The organism is Eisenibacter elegans DSM 3317, from assembly GCF_000430505.1.
GTDB lineage: Bacteria > Bacteroidota > Bacteroidia > Cytophagales > Microscillaceae > Eisenibacter > Eisenibacter elegans.
On the sequence record NZ_KE387153.1, the window covers coordinates 327,425 to 347,315 of the forward strand.

The window sequence follows — 19,891 nt, forward strand, 5'->3', positions numbered from 1 at the left end:
CTAATCACTTCCACACTTATGTCTCAAGCATTCCAACTCATCGACGGTATCAAGTGCTATGCTCCGGCATTGGCAGCTGAAAATGATGGTTTTTTTGCGGAAAGTTTTCAGTTGTTGTACGAAGTAGAAGACCGTAACTTTTGGTTTGTTGCCCGCAATCAAGTGATTCAACATTTGTTTGGCAAATATGTGGGTACAGGAGCGGCTTCGGTATTGGAGATAGGCTGTGGGACGGGTTATGTGCTGGCTGGCTTAGAAAAACGCTTTCCCAAATATCAGCTGAAGGGTTCTGAAATACACCTCGAAGGCATTAGGTTTGCCCAAAAGCGGCTTCCTTCTGTAGCATTTATTCAGCTTGATGCTACGTCAATGCCTTTTGAAGATGCTTTTGAGGCTGTGGGCGCATTTGATGTCCTCGAACACATCAGCGACGATGAGCAGGTGCTGCGGGAAATTTTCAAGTCGCTCAAACGCGGAGGGCACTTGGTACTTAGTGTGCCACAATATCAGTTTATGTGGAGTGTGGCCGACGATATTGCCTTTCACAAACGCCGCTACCACCGCAAAGAGCTACACCGCAAACTCACCCAAGCGGGCTTTGAGGTCAAATATCTGAGTGCTTTTGTCTTTACGCTCTTCCCTCTGATGTATTTTTCGCGGATAGTACGGGGAAAGTACCGACACCGTGCCTTGAGCAAGGACGAAATCCTCCAACTGAGTATGCAGGAGCTAAGGCTTCACCCGCTGCTCAATCGCGTATTTTCAGGGTTAATGCGCTTGGATATCGGGTTGATCCGTCTGGGTATTTCACTCCCTTGGGGAGGCTCTCTCATTGCTGTAGCAAAAAAACGATAACTGATGAATATCCGCATTCCTTTTAACAAGCCCTATCTCACGGGCAAAGAGACGGCTTACATCCAAGAGGCGGTGGCTTCGGGTAAGATTTCGGGCGATGGACTGTTTACAGCACGTTGTCATCGTTTTTTTGAGCAGCGCTATGGCTTTGCCAAATGCCTGCTGACGAGCTCCTGCACGGATGCGCTGGAGATGGCCGCTATCTTGCTCGACATACAGCCCGGCGATGAGGTCATTGCTCCTAGCTATACTTTTGTCAGTACGGTCAATGCGTTTGTGTTGCGTGGGGCGCGGATTGTCTTTGCAGACAGTGGGGCGGAGCACCCCAACTTGGATGTATCGACGGTAGAGGCGCTCATCAGCCCTAAGACCAAGGCCATCATTGTGGTACACTATGCCGGAGCGGCCTGTGATATGGATGCGGTGATGGCCTTGGCCGAAAAATATCGGCTTTGGGTGATAGAGGATGCCGCACAGGCTGTTGAGAGCTTTTACAAAGGCCGTCCCTTGGGAAGTATCGGGCATTTGGCTGCTTTTTCGTTTCACGAAACCAAGAATATCATTTCGGGTGAAGGCGGAATGTTGGTCATCAACGACAGTCGGTTTGCCAACCGCGCCGAGATTATCCGTGAAAAAGGCACCAACCGCTCGCAGTTTTTTAGGGGAGAAGTGGATAAGTATGGCTGGGTGGACATTGGCAGCTCGTTTTTGCCCTCAGACATCATCGCGGCTTTTTTGTATGCACAGTTGGAGTGCCTGGAGGATATTCAGCAAAAGCGGTTACAGCTTTGGCAAGCTTATCAGGAGGCCTTACAACCCCTTGCAGATGCGGGAAAGCTACAGCTCCCTACCCTGCCCCCCAGTGCTAGTAATAATGCCCATATGTTTTATGTGCTTTGCAACAACCTAGAAGAGCGTAGCGCCCTCATCGAAAGCCTGAAAGCGCAGGGTATTTGGGCCGTGTTTCATTACCTCTCCTTACACCGCTCGCCTTATTACCACTCCAAACACGATGGCCGCCCCCTCCCCCATTGCGACCGTTATGCGGATACACTCCTGCGGCTACCGCTGTTTTATGAGCTAAGCCAAGAGGGTTTGGGAGAAGTTGTACATCATATTTACCAATACTATGCTTGAGATTTTGGGGTATTACTTGACTTTTCTGCTGCTGCTGCTTTGGTCTTGGGGGCTGGGATGGGTGCTCTGCCGCTGGCTGCGCATCCAAGGGGAGCACACACCCTGGGATGCTTTTTTGCGTATTTCCTTGGGTATCAGTGTCAGCATTACTGTTTTTGCTTTGTTGCAAACTTGGGGGCGAACGATGATGTTGGGCGGACTGGTCGCCCTAGTGTTGGCGTACTTGCCGAGGAAAAATGATACTCAGCAGTTTGCTCAAAAGCCGCTTAAAGACGAGCTCCGGCAACTATCTATGGCCGTATTTTGGGGAAGCGTTTTTTTTGTGTTGTATGCTTATTTGGCACAAGCTTTTGATACACATTGGGCTTTACCACACGAAGACTATGTATTCTATGCCAAGGCGGCCAACCATTTGTTACAAACAAAGACTGAAGGACATCTGCTCCAAAATCTCTCCAACCCCTCGTGGAGTCCCTATCACTATGCCGACCTTTGGTTGGTGGCCTTTTGCAAATACTGGAGTAGTCGGCTGCTGAGTCTGTACCATCTGGTGGTGGTGAGTTTTGCCTTGTTGACACTTTTGTACTACTTGGGCTTGTGCAGCATTTTGCAGTGGTTACAGATTCCGCCTTTTTATGCCTCTGCTTTGGGCTTTTTGAGTTTGTGGATTAGTTGTGTTTGGTTTCCGTTTTATGCTGCACTGCCCTTGATGGCAGAGGTGGGGGTATTTACGACTACCGCTTGGAGTATGCCCAAGTTGTTGTGGATTTATGTTTGGGTATGTGCTGCTGTGGTGTTTTGTTTGCAAAGGGAATTTAGGCGTGTTTTTTATGTATTGATGATTCTACCCTTTTATTACACCCCGACAGCCCCTGCCGTATTTGTGAGTTTGGGTTGCTGGCTCTTGTGGGGGCTATATTTCCAACAAATCAATGCTAGCGCCTTTGTCAAAAAAACCTTGGTTCTCTGTCTGGCGGCAGGGTTCATTGGTTTGTTCTATTACCTACTCTCGCCCAAGGTACAGAGTGAGCAAGTAGGTGTCATTTGGGGCGCAGGTCGGACGGGGGTGAATATTTTTGTGGGTAGTATGTTTCGACTAGGGGTGCTGTATCTGCCTTTTGTGCTGGTGGGGTGGTTGTGTTTGCCCAAACAAATAATGTTTGGCAGGCAAGTATGGGCGTTTTATGGCGTATTTGGCTGGTTGTGTCTCAGTGGTTTGTTGGCTTGGGCCGTTTTTAACAAGCAAGTGAATGCCTTGCAGTTTTTGACCAATGTCGCCACTCCTGTACTTCACATAGGTTGTTTTATGGTCTTGTGTTATGGGTTTTGGTGGGCTGCTAGCCGCTCCCAACAACTCCTTGCGGGGCTGGTATTGGGCTTGAGTGTGGGTTTGGGAGTTTATCAATTTTTGCAAATACCCCAAAGGCATCAACCCTATAACCCCGGCTATGTCAGCATCGTGCGAAAACATATGGAAGGCCTCCCCCATCACGCCGGAGTGGCGTGGAAATCCCCCTCAAGTTATGCCACCCCGCTATTAGCTCCTGACATCATCACGCTTGGGCAACACCTAAACTTATGGACAGACCGAGCACATATCACAGACTTGTCCGTGTTTGATATCCCGGTCGATCAGCCGCCAGGCGGTCACTTTGCGCACGTATACAGGCAGGCGCTCCACGCTTCTCGGTTTTATAAGTATGTACAAGCTCATCAAGAAGAGACGCGCCCCGTAGCGGCGTTACAGTTGGACTTTATCCGCCAGTACAAGATTCAGTATGGCTTTGTGCAGGCGAGTGCTGAGTTGCCTCCTCTGATTGAGTCTTACGTTCGGGAAAGCTATACTGACCCTGTCAGTGGTGAGCGCCTTGTATTGTTTCGATAAAAAACAATTGCTTATGATGCCCATTTCTCGTCGACACCTAATTTGCGGCAGTTATTACTTTCATAACGAAGCCGGTGAACGTGTCTATGCCGGAAGGATGCCTCATTATGGGTTTAGGCTTTGGCTGCCCAAAACTTGGGCTTATAATGCCTTGGTGCTGTTCCAGTTGGTGCTACACGCTGTTTCGGTAGTGGTGGCGCTATTGGCTTATGTTTTGTGTGCCCCGAAAGTGGGTTTATTGGGCGGCTTTTATGGGGTACCTGCTTAGCACTTACACAACTATTTGGGTATTATGGTTGTTGCCTGAGCGTTTGGCTACCAGTTTATTGATTTTCTTTGTGTTCGGCTATGTGCGTTATCAACAAACACAAAAGCTCAGTTGGCTATTTTGGGCTTCCTTTTATTTGGCGTGGCTGACAGCATTAAAACCGTATTTTGCCCTATTATACCTCGTTATTGGATTAGGCTTTATATGGCAAACATCGTTGGGATTGGCAGGCAGTTATACAAAAAACAATGCTGACAGCGCTTGTACTGCTGATACTCCTTATACCTTGGGGGTGGCGTAATTACCAAGTAGTGGGGCAATGGTTTTTTACAAGTTAATACCCGTGCAGGATACGCACATACCTAAGGTACTTCGATGATGACTTGGAGCCCCTACGGATATGCGCTGGTCTTTTTTCCGCTGATACTAGGGTCTTCGGAATGGCGATTTTTGACACAGGCTCTCCCCCTAATGCTGCTTTGGTCGGTTTTTACGGTTCACTTTCTTGCAAACTACTTCTTGCACAAAGGCCATAATAGCTGACAATTATCATCCCAAAAATTCGAAAAAAGCCGTATCTTTGCCCATACACAAACAAAGTGCTTATACAAGCCTTTTGTTAAAGTGTAATCAGGTATTAGGTTTACACTTTTTTTGACTATTCCACAATGACAAGCTTAAATCAACATACACCCAAAGGTATCACTTGGTGGAAATGGATGAGCATCGCGCTACTGTTATACACTGTTATCGCTGGGATGACCTTCCGGGTGCCCGATTTGCCCATCATCTACGAAAGCATCCGTAATCTCTATTTTCACGTACCGATGTGGTTTGGGATGATATTCATCTTCACTGCCTCTATGGTAGGCGCTATCCGTTATCTGCGTAGCAATGATATACGACACGATTGGCTTTCGGTTACCTCGGCCAATGTTGGGATGTTTATGGGTATCCTTGGCCTCGTAACTGGTATGATATGGGCTCAATACACTTGGGGCAGCCCTTGGCACAATGACCCCAAGCAGGTCGGGTCGGCTGTTTCCTTGCTCATCTATGCTGCCTACTTTGTGTTGCGCGGCTCCCTACAAGACCCCCAACGCCGCGCCAAAATTTCTGCTGTGTATAACCTATACGCCTATGCCCTACTTATTCCGCTGTTATTCATCCTCCCTCGAATGACAGACTCGATGCACCCTGGCAATGGTGGTAACCCAGGTTTCAACTCCTACGACCTCGACAGCCGCATGCGAATGGTCTTTTATCCCGCTGTTGTTGGTTGGACACTCTTGGGTGCTTGGCTGGTAGATCTCCAAATTCGTATGCGAAAGCTAACTGCCCGCCGCCAAGCAGCGAAGGTATTCCAACAAAAACCTTCTTTAGCCAAAATCAACGAATAACCCACTCAACTCATTAACCCTATGTACACCAAACACAAGATATATACCCTCTTAGCCGCACTACTACTCTTCGTCAGCGCCCCCACAAAGCTCGTAGCCCAAACCAAACTCGATAGCCTGATGGTTTCTGACGGTAAATTATATGTAGTCGCTGCCGTTTTTGCTCTTGTAATGATAGGCTTTTTTGGCTATCTCATTCAAATAGACAGAAAGTTGCGCCGCCTTGAGCGCGAAGCAGAAGACTAATCCAGCCAACCACAAAACCCGAATTACTATGAAAATCTCTCATATCATCGTCTTGGTCGTGATTGCTGTTGTTATTGGCATCATTGTCTCTACTACCGGCAACGCCAGCCAGTATGTAACCTTTAGTGAAGCCAAAGCGCTTGCAGAGCAAGGTCGCAACAACCAAATCCACGTAGTTGGTACGCTCCAAAAAAACGAAATGGGCCAAATCGTAGGCATGCACTATGACCCTATCAAAGACCCCAACTACTTTGAGTTTATCTTGATAGACAATGATCAAAAACCCCAGCGCGTGGTCTATAGCAACCCTAAGCCGGCAGACTTCGAGCGCTCGGAGCAAGTAGTGATTATTGGCAAAATGGTCGGTGAGAAAAAAGATACTTTCCTCGCCTCTAAAATCCTGATGAAGTGCCCCTCTAAATACCAAGAAAACGAATTCGAAATCAAAGAAGCCAGCATCAAACCCTAGTGCTCCTTATTACGTATTAAAAGCCCTATAACCTAGGGCTTTTTCTATTGATGATTGACGATGTCAGATTGACGATTTAATCGTAAATCATATATCGTAAATCATAAATCCCAAATCATACATCGTAAATCGTAAATAAAAATGAAACATCTTTTTGCTTGGTTGTTTTTAACCCTCCTTCCCCCTTCGCTGCTATCCGCCCAGCAAGCTGAGATGATTTTTTTACATATCAATGATGTGTATGAAATTGGTGGTGTGAGCGGAGGACAATACGGCCATTTGGCTCGTGTGGCCGCTCTCAAACAACAACTCCAAGCACAAAACCCACATACATATCTGGTACTTTCGGGTGATTTCCTCAACCCTTCCGTTTTTGGGACAATGAAGTATGAAGACCGCCCCATTCGTGGCCGTCAGATGGTCGAAACCATGAATGCCGCTGGTGTAGATTTTGTTTGTTTTGGTAATCACGAATTCGATATCAGTGAAAGCGAGCTGCTTGAGCGTATTGAACTTTCTGAATTTGAGTGGATAGCTACCAATACTTTTCATCAAACAACACAAGGTGTGCGCCCCTTTACACGCCGTGGGCAGCCCTTTGACCGCGCCAAAACCCTGCTCATCCCTGCCGATAATGGCAACGACACCCTCCGCCTTGGGCTTATCGGCATTTGCTTGCCCTACAACAACCCGCCCCACAGCTACTTTACTGACATGTACCAATCGGCAGCACAAGCCTACGACAGCCTGCGTCCTCTTACCCACAGCATAGTAGCTCTCACCCACCTCAACGAAGCCGAAGACCGTGTTTTTGCTGAACGTATACCCGGCATACCCCTGCTAATGGGCGGCCACGACCACGACCACATGCTTCACCAAGTTGGCAACACCACCATCGCCAAGGCCGATGCCAATGCGCGCACGGCCTACATACACCGCCTGCGCTATGATTTTGCTACTCAACAAACCTATATCGACTCCGAACTCGTCCTGCTCGATGAGCAAATCCCTCACGAGCCTAATACCAAGGCCGTTGTAGAACATTGGACTAACATCGCCTTTGAGTATATGCGCAACCTTGGCTTTGATCCCGAAGAAGTCATCACCCAACTCACCGAACCACTCGAAGCCCGCGAATCAGAAGTCCGTAACCGCCAAACCAACATGGGGCAAATTTTGGCTGATGCCATGCGAGAAGCTTGGGGCAAAGAAGTAGACTGTGGACTTGTGGGTGGGGGGGCTATCCGCATCGACGACCAAGTCCGTGGCCAACTCACTCAGTATGATATTATGCGCATTCTGCCCTTTGGTGGGCAAGTCGTCAAGGCGGCCATCACTGGAACCACCCTCGTCGCCCTATTAGAAGCAGGACAAGCCAACAAAGGCTCCGGCGGATACCTCCAACACGACAGCCGTATCAGCAAGAAAAAAGACCAATGGCTGATCAATAACAAACCGATTCAAGCCAACAAAAACTACCACGTCGCGCTGAATGACTACCTACTTACGGGCAAGGAAAAAAATATGGATTTTATGAATGAGGCTAATAAGTCTCAAGTCTTGGAAGTGATGTATATTGACACCCCCACAGACCCACGCAGCGACATCCGTAAGGCCCTGATAGCCTATCTGAAAGCTAAATAAAGTCCTTCAGCCCCTCCCCTAAATACCGGAGAGGAAGCTCGGGCAAAAATCTGAGAAAAAATCAATTACCTCTTGAAATATTATGATAATATGCGTACCTTTGAGCCAGATGTATAGTGTGTTCTTATAACAATAATGCTCTACTAACAAACCAGAACCACTCAATTACATAATGATTGTTGAATTTTAATTTTAGCACACTTATGGACCAAGAAACCGTTATCAACAAAAAGACAGAGGGTTTGCTCGATCAACCTCAAGGTGCTGGCTCAGATTACCTTGATTTCCTTTGGGAGCAATCTATCGAAAGCCGCAAGAAAAGCTTTAGCCCTCAAGAAGAAGAAGTATTAGCAAAGCATATGGCTTCTGCTCCTACCGACGGAGAAGCAGCACACATCCGAACACAAGCCAACTTGCTGTTTTAGCGGTCAATTATCTATTGCTATATCATTTTTGAAGCCCTCTGTCCGAAGGGCTTTTTTTGTGCTTAGTCAATAGGTACAGTCAATACCCCTGCCAAATAAGGGGCGGCCTGCCCTGCTAGTTGTACCCTTTGGCCAGCCTCCCAAACACAGTGCAAATGCCCTGCTCTAGTGGAGATTTGTACGGCTTGAAGTTTGCTTTTCTGTAGCTCGTTAGCCCAATAGGGTACTAGGAGTGTATGTGCTGAACCCGTAACAGGGTCTTCATCTATCCCTAGCGCAGGATAAAAACACCTCGATACGAAGTCAGCCTCAGGAGTATGCCCATCTGCTTTGGCCGTAATAATACACCCACGTGCCTCTAGTTTGGCCAACTGCCGGAAATCAGGCTTGAGCGCACGCAAGGTCGCCGCATCGGCCACGCGCACCATATAGTCTGATTGGCCTTTCCAGACCTTATCTATCACAATCCCCAAGGCTTCTTCCAATACCATTGGCACACTGGCTGGTGTGGGGGTATCCGCCGGAAAATCGAGCCAATACCAACCATCAGGGGCTACCTGCACTGTCAGGCGGCCACTAAGTGTATCAAAGTGAAGTATGTCTGCATGGCTGTGTTGCCAGTATCGGAGTGCAAAGGCAGTGGCTAAGGTAGCATGCCCACAAAGCGTTACTTCTGCAATGGGTGTAAACCAGCGCAAGGCATATACGCCCTCCCCTTGGGCAACAACAAAAGCAGTTTCGGAAAGGTTGTTTTCAGCAGCTATTTTCTGTAAAACAGAATCAGGTAGCCACGCATCCAAAGGGCAAACAGCCGCCGGATTTCCTCCAAAAACCGTATTGCTAAAAGCATCTACCTGATAAATGGGAATTTGTAGTGTTTTATGCATATACTCGCACAATGCGTAGGATTTGTACTAGGAATTGGTGAGCTTGTTTTTAAGCCGCTCCTCATATTCTTCAAAGGTAATTTTTCCTTCTGTAAAAAGCGTATCTAAGCGGGCTATCTCATGATTTATACCAAAAACAGAGGCATTACTTGTCGCTACTGTTTGGTTTGCCGTTACAAATAATTGATTATATCGTGCATCAAAAATCTCTTGAGACATGGTTACGAACATAATCGCTTCGATTATTTGGACCAATGTGATTATTACAATATAAACACCCAAAAGGGCTAAGCCTAAAATAATGCCATATAAGGGTATCGTAGCCATAAGGGCTATCGCCACCAGAAAAGACACGCCCAGCACTACACAGTATATCAGTCCTTGTTGTGGGCGATTAAGATAAAAGCGATGCACACCTATAAATCCTAGGAAAAAAAGCTAAAATGGCAGCTATGCCTTTATCTTTATAAGAAACCTTGCCTGTGCCCATAATAATTAGTTGTATGAGACATTATACTTAATTGAAGCTTTTCGAAGAATTTTTAAACTCGTGCATTTTCCTGAACATCAAGATTGCCAACACCTTGTGAATCCTCAAGCCAAGTGCATCTTGGTGCAGAATAACATTACACTTTAGCCAATACACACATTGTTGGATTTTTGTTCCGCACTTAAAATGCTTTTTGTGCAAAAAAAGAAAAAAGTTGAAGGATAGGGGGGGATTTTGATTTTTTTTGAAGGCTTGTTGCAAAGATACAGCCTGTTGGCTTTGTTGTAAATACTCAAAAATATGTATTTTCACAAAAAAAGCCTCTCGTGTGAGGAAAGGCTTACAAATAATAAGGTTAACTTTCTACAAGTTGATGAGCCGTTGTTTGCGGCGTTCATACTCTTCAAAAGTAATGATGCCATCTGTAAAAAGTGCGTCCAATTTGCGTATCTCATCGGCGACATTGACAACTGACGTTGGTTGGCCTATGAAACTTTTTCGGGCATTGGCTAGTAATGCTCCATTGTAACGTTCGTCAAATCGGTCTTCGGGCATAATCAAAAACCCTATCAAATCCACCCAAGAAATCAGGGATACTATTGGCAAACCAATGATGCTGAATGTTCCCAAGAGGTATCCGACCCCCATACTATTTTGCCCCAAATAAAACCGATGTACTCCGAAACTGCCAAAAAAACCCGCTAGAATTGCCGCTACATATTTGTTTTTTTTCTCTTTTCTTTCCATTGTGTTGTATAGTTAGTTTTGTTCGATAAATAGATGTTGTGCCTCTGTTTGTAACGCGAAAACATCAGATCTGGTTGAGCTTTGCGGCAATTTTTTGAGCCCAATTCGGACTCTTATTTATGCATCACCGGAATTATACCAACCAAGGCTATATCAAGATTCACGCAATCAGTTCCATACATCTCAGTAAGGGGTTCTGTCCAGCGCTGGGGAATGATTTTATCGCCCTGCTCTAAAAAAATAGGTGATAAAGCTCCAAGGCCAGCGCCTACGGAGGTAGTGTAGGTTGTGCTCATTACGGTAGGCTTCTTTCTCAAACACTATATTCATATAGGCTTGATAGTGATTGCGATACCACAATAAATTGATGATATAGTTGAAGATATAAATCAGATAAAAAGGCAGAATGAGTAGCTCTAGCTGTTGCCTTAGATGAATACGTTCGTGATTAATGAGGATGCGATTTTGCATATCTCCCGCATCGCTCAAAAAAATAAACGGGTAGAGCGCCATTCCGGAGGCAAACTTCATACGTGGCCAAACAACAATCACAGGCATAGCAAATGAGTTCTGATTTTGTTCCTATCCTTTAACCGTTATTGCCTGTGGATAGTTTCTTTAATGTTTTTCACACTCTGGTTTTGACCTTATTTTTTAAACATTCGCCTATAAATGGGCTTTCGATAGGCAAACTGCAACCACAAGGCCGGGTACATCAAGCAATCCATCAGCCAGCCTCCGGGGGTGTGGTATTGTACATCATCAACGATGAGGCTACCGCCATCCGGTTGGGCTATCATTCGGTGGTGGTGTTTCCATTTTTTGAGGAAGAAAGGGAGCTTGGCTCCCTCGTCTACAAATAGCCAGGCCTGCCCTTCGAGGTGTTCGTGATGAGTGATGTAAGCCTCCCAAGTTTGCCAAAAAAAGACAAACCACAGCTTAATCACCACCTTGTCGCCGGTCAGGCAGCCATCAAATCGCTCTAGCCTCACCTTGGGGAACGGAGGGTTTAGGCTCAGGAATAGCTCTTGGGTAAAGCCCTCAAATACCTGATTGTATGGCTGTTGTACTTTAGTCTGAAGACATAGTCGCATTGCTTTCGGAAATTGGTGGGGTATATATACTCAATGGAAGTTAGCTTGGGGGCAATGTGCTCACCCCAGTTGCCAAACGAAGAACCATTCTGTTCCGGCTCTTGGGGGAATACTGTTATGACACAACGCGCTGTGTTTGCGCTGTAGGTATGGCTCAAAAAGAGGGATATAGTCCTCGGCGCTGCCTCCAAAGGGTGGGTGTTGGTTGTTTTCAAATACCTGATGAAACCATACCCCTGCTAGCCGGCCTTTGGGTGCCAAAAGTTGCGCCATCTTGGCGGCATATTCTGCGCGCAGTTTTGGGTCGAGGGCACAGAAAAAAGTTTGTTCCAGAATCAGGTCATACTCCCCTTGATGGGCAAAAAAATCCGCCTGTATGAGCTGTTCCTTCGGGAAATCGGGATGTTGGGCCGCAAAAGCTTGGAGAGGCGCTTCGGCCCAATCCAACACAACCACCTGTCGAAAACCTTGTTGCCAAAGGTAGGCTGCTTCGTAGGCATTGCCTGCACCGGGCAGCAAAATACGCAAATTTTTATCCTCCAACTGGTCGATGTAGGCCTTGAGCGGTGTAGAGGGGGCGCCTATATCCCAGCCAATCTGCGACTGTTCGTAGCGGGCTTGCCAAAAATCAGGAGTAAGTGAAGGTACTGAAGAAGACATTTTAGGCTTATTTTTTGTGTAAAGGTGAATAGCTCACGGTCATAAAGCTAAAAAAAGCCTTATATTTGCTTACACAAGCAAGTGAGCCGCTACCAAAGCAAACAGGCTTGGCTTGGCAAAAGTTTTCCCCAAGCCCCAGTCTTTCTCTTTTGCAAACCTGTAGGCACATCCATTATGGCACAAAGACTCAGACTACGCAACTCGGCACGTATTCGTACAGCCCTGTTTTTCAACTTTTTCCTCATTACGATTACTACCAGTTATATCCTAACAGGTAGCTATTTTGTCAGTTTGGAGAAATACCAAATACTTTTGGAGGCGGTAGACCAAAACATCAACACGGCCAACCAATTGGTAGTGTATGCCAACCAACTGGCTCGTGATAAGGCCAGTGTGCGGCCTGCTATTGATGAAGCGACCAACAGTATCGACCTGAATCTCAATATCTTGAATCAAGGTGGTGTTTATGAATTTAATCGGCAGAGCTACGAGCTTCCGCCCTGCGACCCTAATCTTACGGGTTCACTAACAGAGATTTATAAGGTTTGGAAGGAATTCAAAAAACAAATAGAGCAAATCCGGCGTACTCCGGCATTTATCCAGAGTGGGATTATATCTATCCCCAATCCTTCGATGCAAAACCAGCTCAATACTCTCGAAAACCTACTCGAAGAACTGACCGTAGCCAGCAACAAGTTTAAGCGCGGTTATAGCCAAATTTCGGAAGAGAAAAAAGACAATGCCAACAACCTTCTCTTGGTGCTTTTCTTGATCAACCTAGGTTTTATTGCTTTTGGTTTGTTATTGTTGCGCTGGCTGATATTCTTGCCACTCAAAAGGGTAACTTCTGTAGCCGAATTGATTGCCGACGGAGATCTGAGCCGCAAAATAGACTTACAGACAGAGAACGAAGTAGGGTTGATTAGCGACGCGCTCAACCGACTGATTGATAAGATTCGGGATGCGACGGACTTTATCCGCACAATTGAAGAAGGAAATCTTGATGTAGAATATACCAGCGACGAAAGCATAGAAAGCGATACGCTGGCGCTTGCCCTCATCGAAATGCGTGAGCGGATGAAGCAAGTAGCCTCCCAAGAACGAGAGCGTTCTTGGGTTACGGAAGGCTTGGCCAAGTTTGCCGAAATCTTACAAACACATAACAACAACACCGAACGCCTCGCCTATGAGATTATCGCCAATATCGTTCGGTACACCAATGCTACTCAAGGGGCACTCTTTGTGGTCAATCGCGACGACCCTCAGGATGTACACCTGTCTTTAGCGGCAGCCTACGCTTACGAAAGGCGCAAATACCGTAGCAAACGCATCGATATAGGTGAGACCTTGGCTGGCCAAGCTTATAAAGATATGGATACCATCTACTTAACCGAAATCCCCGAGAACTATGTCGAAATCAGCTCGGGTATGGGTGGTGCGCGCCCACGCTGCCTGCTGATCATACCACTGAAAATCAATGAAATAGCTTACGGCATCATCGAACTAGCCTCTTTCCAAGAGTTCAAGCCTTATGAGATAGAGTTTTTGGAACGCCTAGGCGAAAACGTAGCCGCTACCCTGAATAGCACCCAGTCTAACGAACGCACCAAGGCCTTGCTCGAAGAGTCTAATGCCATTACGCTACAAATGCAGGAACAAGAGCGCGAAATGGCACGCAACCTCGAACAACTTCAGCGTGCACAAGAAGAGATGCGTAAGAACGAAGAAATCCTCTCGGCACAATCTTATACCCTCCAAAATACACTCATCAACGCCGAACTGGATATGCAGGGGCGTATCATCACGGTCAATAAGTTGTTTTTGGATACCATGGGTATCAAGGAATCGGCAGAAAGCCTAGTAGGGCGCGATTACCGAACATTTATCCCTGCTTATGATGAGTATGCCGTACGCGAGTTTGAAGAAATATGGGACTTGCTCAAAAATGGTAAGCCAGCCTCTGGCTCCTATAAACGCCTAGCTAGCAACGGTATGGAGAAGTGGATACGGGCTACTTATTCTCCCATCAATGACAAAAACGGCAAGCCCTACAAGGTCATTAAAGCAGGGTTTGACGTAACACTGGAGAAAAACGCTCGCCTCGACTTCCAACAACAGCTTGATTCTTTCCGCCGATTCAATGCTGTAGTAGAGTTTGATGTAGAGGGCAACTTCTTGGAAGTCAATGAGATTTTCACCCAGATTATGGGCTATACCAAAGCAGAGCTAGTAGGACGGCCTCATACCCTTGTTGTCCCTCCTGAAGAAGCTGAAAGCGAAGAATTTAAAGAGCTTTGGGCGCGATTGCAGCGCGGCGAGTTTTACTCTGCCGAAATGCGCCGTATTACCAAATATGGGGAAGAGGTTTGGTTGCAAGGTAGCTTCAACCCCATCTTGGACAACAACGGTAAGCCCTACAAAATCATTGAATTTATCATTGATATTACCGAACGCAAAAAAGCTGAAAAGGCCATCATCGCCAGCCAAAGAGAGACTGAATCGAAAGAGTCGAACCTTCGGGCCATCATCAATAACACCGATGAAATCATCATCACGATGAACAGCCAACTGCTTATCAGCGGCTTCAACGAAAAGGCCCGTGCAACCTATGAAGATATGGGTATTCAATTGGCCAACGGCTTGCCTATCAGTGAGACATTCCCCAAAAACAAAACCACTGAGTTTGAGGAGTTATATCAACGTTGCCTCAATGGCGAAAAGTTTAGCATCGAAGAATTTATACACAACTACCGCACCCATACAGCCTCGTTGTATGAGATGACTTTCTACCCCACTACTGATGCTCAGGGTGCAGTCAATGGAGTGGCGATGTTTGCCAAAGACCTTACCGAAATTCGCAAGAAAGAAAAGGAGTTTGACAAACTACAACGGCAAGTAAAAACACAGCGACAGTCTATCGAAAAACTGGAAAAAACCCGCTCCGAGTTGCGCAAAGAACTTAAAGCCAAGGAAGAAGAACTACAGCAAGTGCAAAAATCATCGGAGTAACTCCGAGCTGGTATTTGCCTGCCTAAGGCAATAAGCTGCATAGCACAAAACCAAGGCGAAAAAAAACAATCCCGCAAGCAAGTTGTTTATTGTACAAGAACATATTGTTCACACTTACACAAACTAAACTTGTTGCTTATGAAAAAGCTCCTGCTCTCATTTGTTATTGCGCTGTTTATCAGTCCCTTGGTATTGTTGACTAGCTGTGGCGGCGGTGGAGAAACCGAAGCCCAAGACAGCGAACTGACCGAAACCGAGATGGAACCACAAGAAGAGGAAGTGGCTCCAATGGAAGAAGCTCCAAAGGCAATCGTAGCCTTGGCGCAGAGCAACCCTGAACTATCTACGCTAGTGGCTGCCCTCCAAGCCGCCGGCCTAGTAGAAGCCCTAGAAGGTGACGGCCCCTTTACTGTATTTGCTCCTACCAACGAAGCTTTTGCTGCTCTTGGCGAAACCCTTGACGAACTGCTAAAGCCCGAAAACAAGGAAAGACTGGCCAATATCTTGAAGTATCACGTAGTGCAAGGTTCGGTAATGTCTTCTGACCTAACCGACAACCAAAAAGCCGCCACACTCAATGGCGCTGAAATCACCATCAATACTGCCGACGGTGTACAACTCAACCAAAAAGCCAAGGTAACTGCTGCCGACGTAACAGCCCTCAATGGCGTAGTACACATCATCGATGCCGTAATCTTGCCACCCAATGCTCAATAATTGCTAAAAACATAAAAATTTAGCATTTTAGACCCTTCTTCGGAAGGGTTTTTTGTTTTTCCATCATTATTTTTTTGCTACCTTAGCCTGCTCAATCATACTGATAGCCTTATTCTGCGTATGCTACTCCTTGGTTTGTTTGCATTTTTTGCCGCCTTGACGGTCGGTTCGGGCTTGGTAGTCTTGGCTACCCGCCAGCTTTTGTATGCCGCCTTCGCCCTTTTGGGTGCGCTCTTGGGCATTGCTGCGCTTTATGCCCTAGCCGCCGCTGAGTTTATCGCCGTAGCACAGTTGGTGGTGTATGTAGGAGGTATTTTGGTCTTGCTGATTTTTGGTATTATGCTTACCCACAAAGCCCCCGACAGCTTACAAATGCTCTTACACGAGCGCATTGTCAAGCCTGCCGAAGGCCCTGTGTCGCCGGCAAGAGGCCTCTGGTTGGGGGTGTTGTTGAGCTTGTTGCTGTTTGCAGGATTGGCCTACCTTATTCATTTGGCCGATTTTGAGCACCGCCCTTGGATAGAAGAAGCTGTCGCTCGTCCCCTTCCGGCTACCTACCAAACCACGCCCGCCCTTGGCTACCAACTAATGACCTACGCCTTGTTGGCCTTTGAAGTATCAGCCCTCATCCTCTTGGTGGCGCTTGTGGGTGCTGCTGTCATCGCTGCTCATCCTACCAAAACAGATTCTCAAGACTAATGCAACGATTCTCAATATTCAGTCTTTGCTTCATGCTGTGGGCAGCCACACTACCCGCCCAAGGCTATCTCGACGAGGTGCGCGAGCGGATGGAGTTTTTGCAAAAAGACCCTACTTATACCTCCCTAACAGAGGCCTTGGCCAACCCTGAGGCTGTCAAGATTTTGAACTTGAGTAAAAAAGACCTGCGCGAACTCCCTGCCACCATCGGCTTACTCAAAAACCTACACACACTCAACCTCTCCGGTAACCGCCTGCGGGAGCTGCCCGAAAGCATTGGCCGCCTCAGCAACTTGCGGATACTGATTGTTTCGAGCAATAAAAAACTGCGGGCTTTGCCCAATAGTTTGGGCGAATTGCACAAGCTCGAACTACTCGATGTCTATGGCAACCGCCTGCGGGAGCTGCCCGAAAGCATTGGCCAGCTCAAAAAGCTACACACCCTACAGGTAGGCTACAACCGCCTGAGGGAGTTGCCTTCTAACATTTGTCAAATTGATAGCCTGACCCTACTCTATGCCTATGGTAACAAACTACGCTACATCCCTTCTTGTGTAGGGCAAATGCAAACCCTCCGGCGCATTCGCCTAAGCAAGAACAAACTCGACCACCTACCGGCAGATCTTGGCGGATGGCAAGCCGTAACCGAATTGCATTTATACAAAAACAAACTCCGAGAGTTGCCCCACACCTTGGCCGATACTCCCCAGTTGGTACGCCTCGACCTGAGCTACAACCCCCTCCGGCAGCTCCCCGAAGTGCTAGGGCGCATGCCCCAGCTCGAACTACTCTTTTGGTGGAAGCCCAAAATCCCTGCCGAAGCCCAACGCGGACTTCAAATCCAACTCCCTAATACCCGCATTCAGTGGGAAGCCCAACGTGATTAGCCCCCAACAATGATGATTCCGGTAAGTTATTTTCTCTACATCTCTGCTTTTTTGTTTAGTGCGGGCGTATTGGCCGTTGTCAGCAAGCGCCACGCCATCGTTGTACTGATGGGTATTGAGCTGATGCTCAACGCCGCCAACCTCAACCTAGTGGCCTTCAGCCAGTATGACCCCGTCCGCCTACAGGGCCAGACCTTTGCCCTTTTTGTCATCGTGGTGGCCGCCGCCGAAATCAGTGTAGGCCTTGCTATCGTCATCAGGGTATACCGCTATTATCGCACAGTTTGGTTGGACGAAGTCCACCAACTCAAAGGTTAGCTCCTAGTACTTCTTGTACAAACCGTAACGCCCGTTGCTCCGACCAATATTGCTTGGCACGAGCCTGAGCAGGTACAAACCCACAGTGCCCGCCTTTTTGGGGCATCTCCAAAAAAACATCCGACAAGGCAGCCACTTCCTGCTGAGGGTAGCATTCGGGGGCTAAAAATGGGTCGTTGGCTGCATTGACAATCAGGGTCGGAATACGGATACCTTCCAAAAACTGCTTCGCACTACACTGGCGGTAGTAATCCTGCGCAGAGGCAAAGCCGTGGAGCGGCGCGGTATAATAATTGTCAAAATCTTCGATAGTCCGCACTTTTTGCATCAGCTTGGGGTCGATGGCTTCGGGCATCAATGCGGCCTTTTGGCGCACCTTTTGGGCAAAATCTCGTAAAAAAACCTTCAAATACACATAATTTGCCTTGGTGGAGAGGCGCTTGGAGCTAGAGGCCAAGTCGCAAGGGGTAGAAAATGCAATAGCAGCCTTCAAACCTTGAGGCGTGTTACGGCCTCGCTCCCCTACATATTTGAGCGTAAGGCTGCCACCCAAGCTAAAGCCTATCAGCATCATCCGTTGGTAGCCCAGCCCTAGGGCGTGTGTGATAACCGTGTGTAAGTCGTCGGTAGCGCCGGCGTGATAAAAACGCGGCAGCCGATTCATCTCCCCACTACAGCTACGATAGTTCCAAGCCAGGGCATCCCAACCCTCCTGTCCAAACGCCCGCGCCATCCCCAACACATAAGGTCGCATGGACGAACCTTCAAGCCCGTGCGAAAGAATGACCAAGGAGCGGCTACGCCCCTGATTGGGTTGACACAATGACCAGTCCAAGTCTAAAAAATCACCGTCTGGTGTTTCAAGACGCTCCCGCCGGTAGGGAACATCCTTGATGCGGCGAAACTCCGAAGGGAAAAGCGTTTGCAAATGCCCGTTGAAAAGTATCGGAGAGGCCTGATAATCAGAGTGTGGTAGTAATGGCATAACGCAAATTTGTTAAAAATTACCCGTTGGAACAAACCACCTCCAAAATAATCCTTAGTATTTTCTTGTCCTAGGTTATGATTTTGCAAAAAGCTACCCTCCGAGGGTTGGCTAGGGCTTTGGGCAGGAAACCTTTTGAAGAAACTGTAGGTTTTTGTTAAAAACGTTTAAACGTTTAATGTTATAACTCATAAACCTGTCACTCTCTATTTATCTTGATTTTTAACGCTGATACGCCTATGAACAGTCCCAAAATTACTAGCCTTTCAGCAGCCATCGCGGCCAATGTTCAATCAGGACAAAGCTTGGCCTTAGAAGGGTTTACGCATCTAATTCCCTTTGCAGCAGCCCACGAGCTGATTCGGCAGGGTCTCCGCGACCTGACCCTCATCCGTATGACGCCTGATTTGGTGTATGACCAGCTGATAGGGGCTGGCTGTGTTCGCAAAATCATTTTTAGCTGGGGTGGCAACCCGGGGGTAGGTTCGCTGCATCGGTTCAGAGATGCCTACGAGCAGGGCTATCCGCAGCCCCTCGAAATCGAAGAATATAGCCACGCCGCCATGGCCAATGCCTATCAGGCCGGGGCTTCGGGATTGCCTTTTGCCGTATTGCGCGGCTTCTTGGGTACTGACTTAGCAAGGCTCAACCCCGAACATATCCGCTGGGTAACCTGTCCGTTTACTGGCGAAAGCTTGGCCGCCGTGCGTGCCCTACAGCCCGATGTAACCATTATCCACGCCCAACAAGCCGACCGCGAAGGCAATGTACGCCTGTGGGGTATTGTGGGGGTGCAGAAAGAAGCAGCGCTAGCAGCCCAAAAAGTAGTAGTTACGGTAGAAGAAATCGTAGACAAGTTTGAGGGCTCCGCCAATGATTGCATCATCCCACACTGGGTTATCAATAACGTGGCGCTTGTGCCCAAAGGCGCTGCCCCCTCTTATGCAATGGGCTATTACAAACGCAACAACGCCTTTTATTTGGCTTGGGATGAGATTGCCCGCTCACGCGAGGGCTTTCAGCAATGGATAGCGCAACAAATACTTAGCAACCCCCAACACTAATACCT

The 19,891-nt window shown here is 47.5% G+C and carries 22 protein-coding genes and 1 pseudogene; 15 read left to right on the forward strand and 8 right to left on the reverse strand.

The features are described 5' to 3' along the window. Nucleotides 1–18: 18 nt before the first annotated feature. From G499_RS0115030 to G499_RS0115075, 9 genes are all read left to right on the forward strand, one after another. Entirely contained in the window at nucleotides 19–855 is an 837-nt protein-coding gene (locus tag G499_RS0115030) for a class I SAM-dependent methyltransferase (protein ID WP_051296295.1), read from the forward strand. 3 nt (nucleotides 856–858) lie between these two features. After that, nucleotides 859–1,992, forward strand: coding sequence for a dTDP-4-amino-4,6-dideoxygalactose transaminase (gene rffA / locus G499_RS20265; RefSeq protein WP_035727710.1), 1,134 nt, complete (start codon nucleotides 859–861; stop codon nucleotides 1,990–1,992). Further along, entirely contained in the window at nucleotides 1,985–3,877 is a 1,893-nt protein-coding gene (locus G499_RS0115040) for a hypothetical protein (RefSeq protein ID WP_027000623.1), read from the forward strand. The genes rffA and G499_RS0115040 overlap by 8 nt, the downstream gene beginning before the upstream one ends. A 13-nt stretch (nucleotides 3,878–3,890) precedes the next feature. Continuing rightward, entirely contained in the window at nucleotides 3,891–4,145 is a 255-nt protein-coding gene (locus G499_RS21915; protein ID WP_154658483.1) for a hypothetical protein, read from the forward strand. Nucleotides 4,146–4,813: 668 nt separating this feature from the next. Then, nucleotides 4,814–5,545: a cytochrome c biogenesis protein gene (gene ccsA, locus G499_RS20270; protein ID WP_051296296.1), complete on the forward strand. Its 732-nt coding sequence runs from the start codon at nucleotides 4,814–4,816 to the stop codon at nucleotides 5,543–5,545. 21 nt (nucleotides 5,546–5,566) lie between these two features. Further along, the gene (locus G499_RS0115060; RefSeq protein WP_051296297.1) at nucleotides 5,567–5,791 is read left to right on the forward strand and encodes a CcmD family protein; all 225 of its coding nucleotides are present in this window, start codon (nucleotides 5,567–5,569) and stop codon (nucleotides 5,789–5,791) included. Between the two features lie 28 nt (nucleotides 5,792–5,819). Then, nucleotides 5,820–6,260: a cytochrome c maturation protein CcmE domain-containing protein gene (locus tag G499_RS0115065; protein ID WP_027000626.1), complete on the forward strand. Its 441-nt coding sequence runs from the start codon at nucleotides 5,820–5,822 to the stop codon at nucleotides 6,258–6,260. Nucleotides 6,261–6,401: 141 nt separating this feature from the next. Beyond that, nucleotides 6,402–7,904 carry a bifunctional metallophosphatase/5'-nucleotidase gene (locus tag G499_RS20275; protein ID WP_051296298.1) on the forward strand — a complete coding sequence of 501 codons (1,503 nt, stop codon included), beginning with the start codon at nucleotides 6,402–6,404 and terminating at the stop codon, nucleotides 7,902–7,904. 203 nt (nucleotides 7,905–8,107) lie between these two features. Beyond that, a complete protein-coding gene (locus tag G499_RS0115075) occupies nucleotides 8,108–8,329 on the forward strand; it encodes a hypothetical protein (protein ID WP_027000627.1) in 222 nt (73 codons plus the stop codon). Nucleotides 8,330–8,391: 62 nt separating this feature from the next. Here G499_RS0115075 and G499_RS0115080 read toward each other — a convergent pair whose 3' ends face one another. The 7 genes and pseudogenes from G499_RS0115080 to G499_RS0115110 all read right to left on the reverse strand — a co-directional run bounded on the left by G499_RS0115080 (nucleotide 8,392) and on the right by G499_RS0115110 (nucleotide 12,207). Next, nucleotides 8,392–9,216: a PhzF family phenazine biosynthesis protein gene (locus tag G499_RS0115080; protein ID WP_035727713.1), complete on the reverse strand. Its 825-nt coding sequence runs from the start codon at nucleotides 9,214–9,216 to the stop codon at nucleotides 8,392–8,394. Nucleotides 9,217–9,243: 27 nt separating this feature from the next. Beyond that, entirely contained in the window at nucleotides 9,244–9,543 is a 300-nt protein-coding gene (locus G499_RS0115085; RefSeq protein ID WP_245576755.1) for a DUF1707 domain-containing protein, read from the reverse strand. An 18-nt stretch (nucleotides 9,544–9,561) separates the two neighbouring features. Next, nucleotides 9,562–9,639 (reverse strand): annotated as a pseudogene (locus G499_RS22570) (NINE protein); the annotation flags it as partial. 430 nt (nucleotides 9,640–10,069) lie between these two features. Then, entirely contained in the window at nucleotides 10,070–10,453 is a 384-nt protein-coding gene (locus G499_RS0115095) for an NINE protein (protein ID WP_035727716.1), read from the reverse strand. 219 nt (nucleotides 10,454–10,672) lie between these two features. Further along, nucleotides 10,673–11,005 carry a hypothetical protein gene (locus G499_RS0115100; protein WP_245576756.1) on the reverse strand — a complete coding sequence of 111 codons (333 nt, stop codon included), beginning with the start codon at nucleotides 11,003–11,005 and terminating at the stop codon, nucleotides 10,673–10,675. A gap of 95 nt (nucleotides 11,006–11,100) precedes the next feature. Then, nucleotides 11,101–11,547 carry an SRPBCC family protein gene (locus G499_RS0115105; RefSeq protein WP_027000633.1) on the reverse strand — a complete coding sequence of 149 codons (447 nt, stop codon included), beginning with the start codon at nucleotides 11,545–11,547 and terminating at the stop codon, nucleotides 11,101–11,103. A 60-nt stretch (nucleotides 11,548–11,607) separates the two neighbouring features. Beyond that, entirely contained in the window at nucleotides 11,608–12,207 is a 600-nt protein-coding gene (locus G499_RS0115110) for a methyltransferase domain-containing protein (protein ID WP_027000634.1), read from the reverse strand. A gap of 174 nt (nucleotides 12,208–12,381) precedes the next feature. Here G499_RS0115110 and G499_RS21290 point away from each other — a divergent pair, with 174 nt between their 5' ends. The 5 genes from G499_RS21290 (at nucleotide 12,382) to nuoK (ending at nucleotide 17,837) form a co-directional block, all read left to right on the forward strand. Further along, nucleotides 12,382–15,216 (forward strand): PAS domain S-box protein, encoded by a 2,835-nt coding sequence (locus G499_RS21290; RefSeq protein WP_154658484.1) that lies wholly within the window; start codon nucleotides 12,382–12,384, stop codon nucleotides 15,214–15,216. A 138-nt stretch (nucleotides 15,217–15,354) separates the two neighbouring features. Further along, nucleotides 15,355–15,933, forward strand: a complete 579-nt coding sequence (locus G499_RS0115120; RefSeq protein ID WP_027000635.1) for a fasciclin domain-containing protein — start codon at nucleotides 15,355–15,357, stop codon at nucleotides 15,931–15,933. A gap of 120 nt (nucleotides 15,934–16,053) precedes the next feature. Then, nucleotides 16,054–16,632, forward strand: a complete 579-nt coding sequence (locus G499_RS0115125) for an NADH-quinone oxidoreductase subunit J family protein (protein WP_027000636.1) — start codon at nucleotides 16,054–16,056, stop codon at nucleotides 16,630–16,632. After that, nucleotides 16,632–17,519 carry a leucine-rich repeat domain-containing protein gene (locus G499_RS20285; RefSeq protein WP_051296300.1) on the forward strand — a complete coding sequence of 296 codons (888 nt, stop codon included), beginning with the start codon at nucleotides 16,632–16,634 and terminating at the stop codon, nucleotides 17,517–17,519. The genes G499_RS0115125 and G499_RS20285 overlap by 1 nt, the downstream gene beginning before the upstream one ends. Nucleotides 17,520–17,531: 12 nt before the next feature. Further along, nucleotides 17,532–17,837, forward strand: a complete 306-nt coding sequence (gene nuoK, locus G499_RS0115135) for an NADH-quinone oxidoreductase subunit NuoK (protein ID WP_027000637.1) — start codon at nucleotides 17,532–17,534, stop codon at nucleotides 17,835–17,837. On the opposite strand, the gene G499_RS0115140 is transcribed toward nuoK, so the two are convergent. Then, a complete protein-coding gene (locus G499_RS0115140) occupies nucleotides 17,827–18,822 on the reverse strand; it encodes a YheT family hydrolase (protein WP_027000638.1) in 996 nt (331 codons plus the stop codon). The two genes, nuoK and G499_RS0115140, sit on opposite strands and share 11 nt — an antisense overlap. Before the next feature lie 239 nt (nucleotides 18,823–19,061). On the opposite strand from G499_RS0115140, the gene G499_RS0115150 reads away from it, so the two are divergent. Next, nucleotides 19,062–19,886, forward strand: coding sequence for a CoA transferase subunit A (locus G499_RS0115150; protein ID WP_027000639.1), 825 nt, complete (start codon nucleotides 19,062–19,064; stop codon nucleotides 19,884–19,886). Nucleotides 19,887–19,891: the final 5 nt, after the last annotated feature.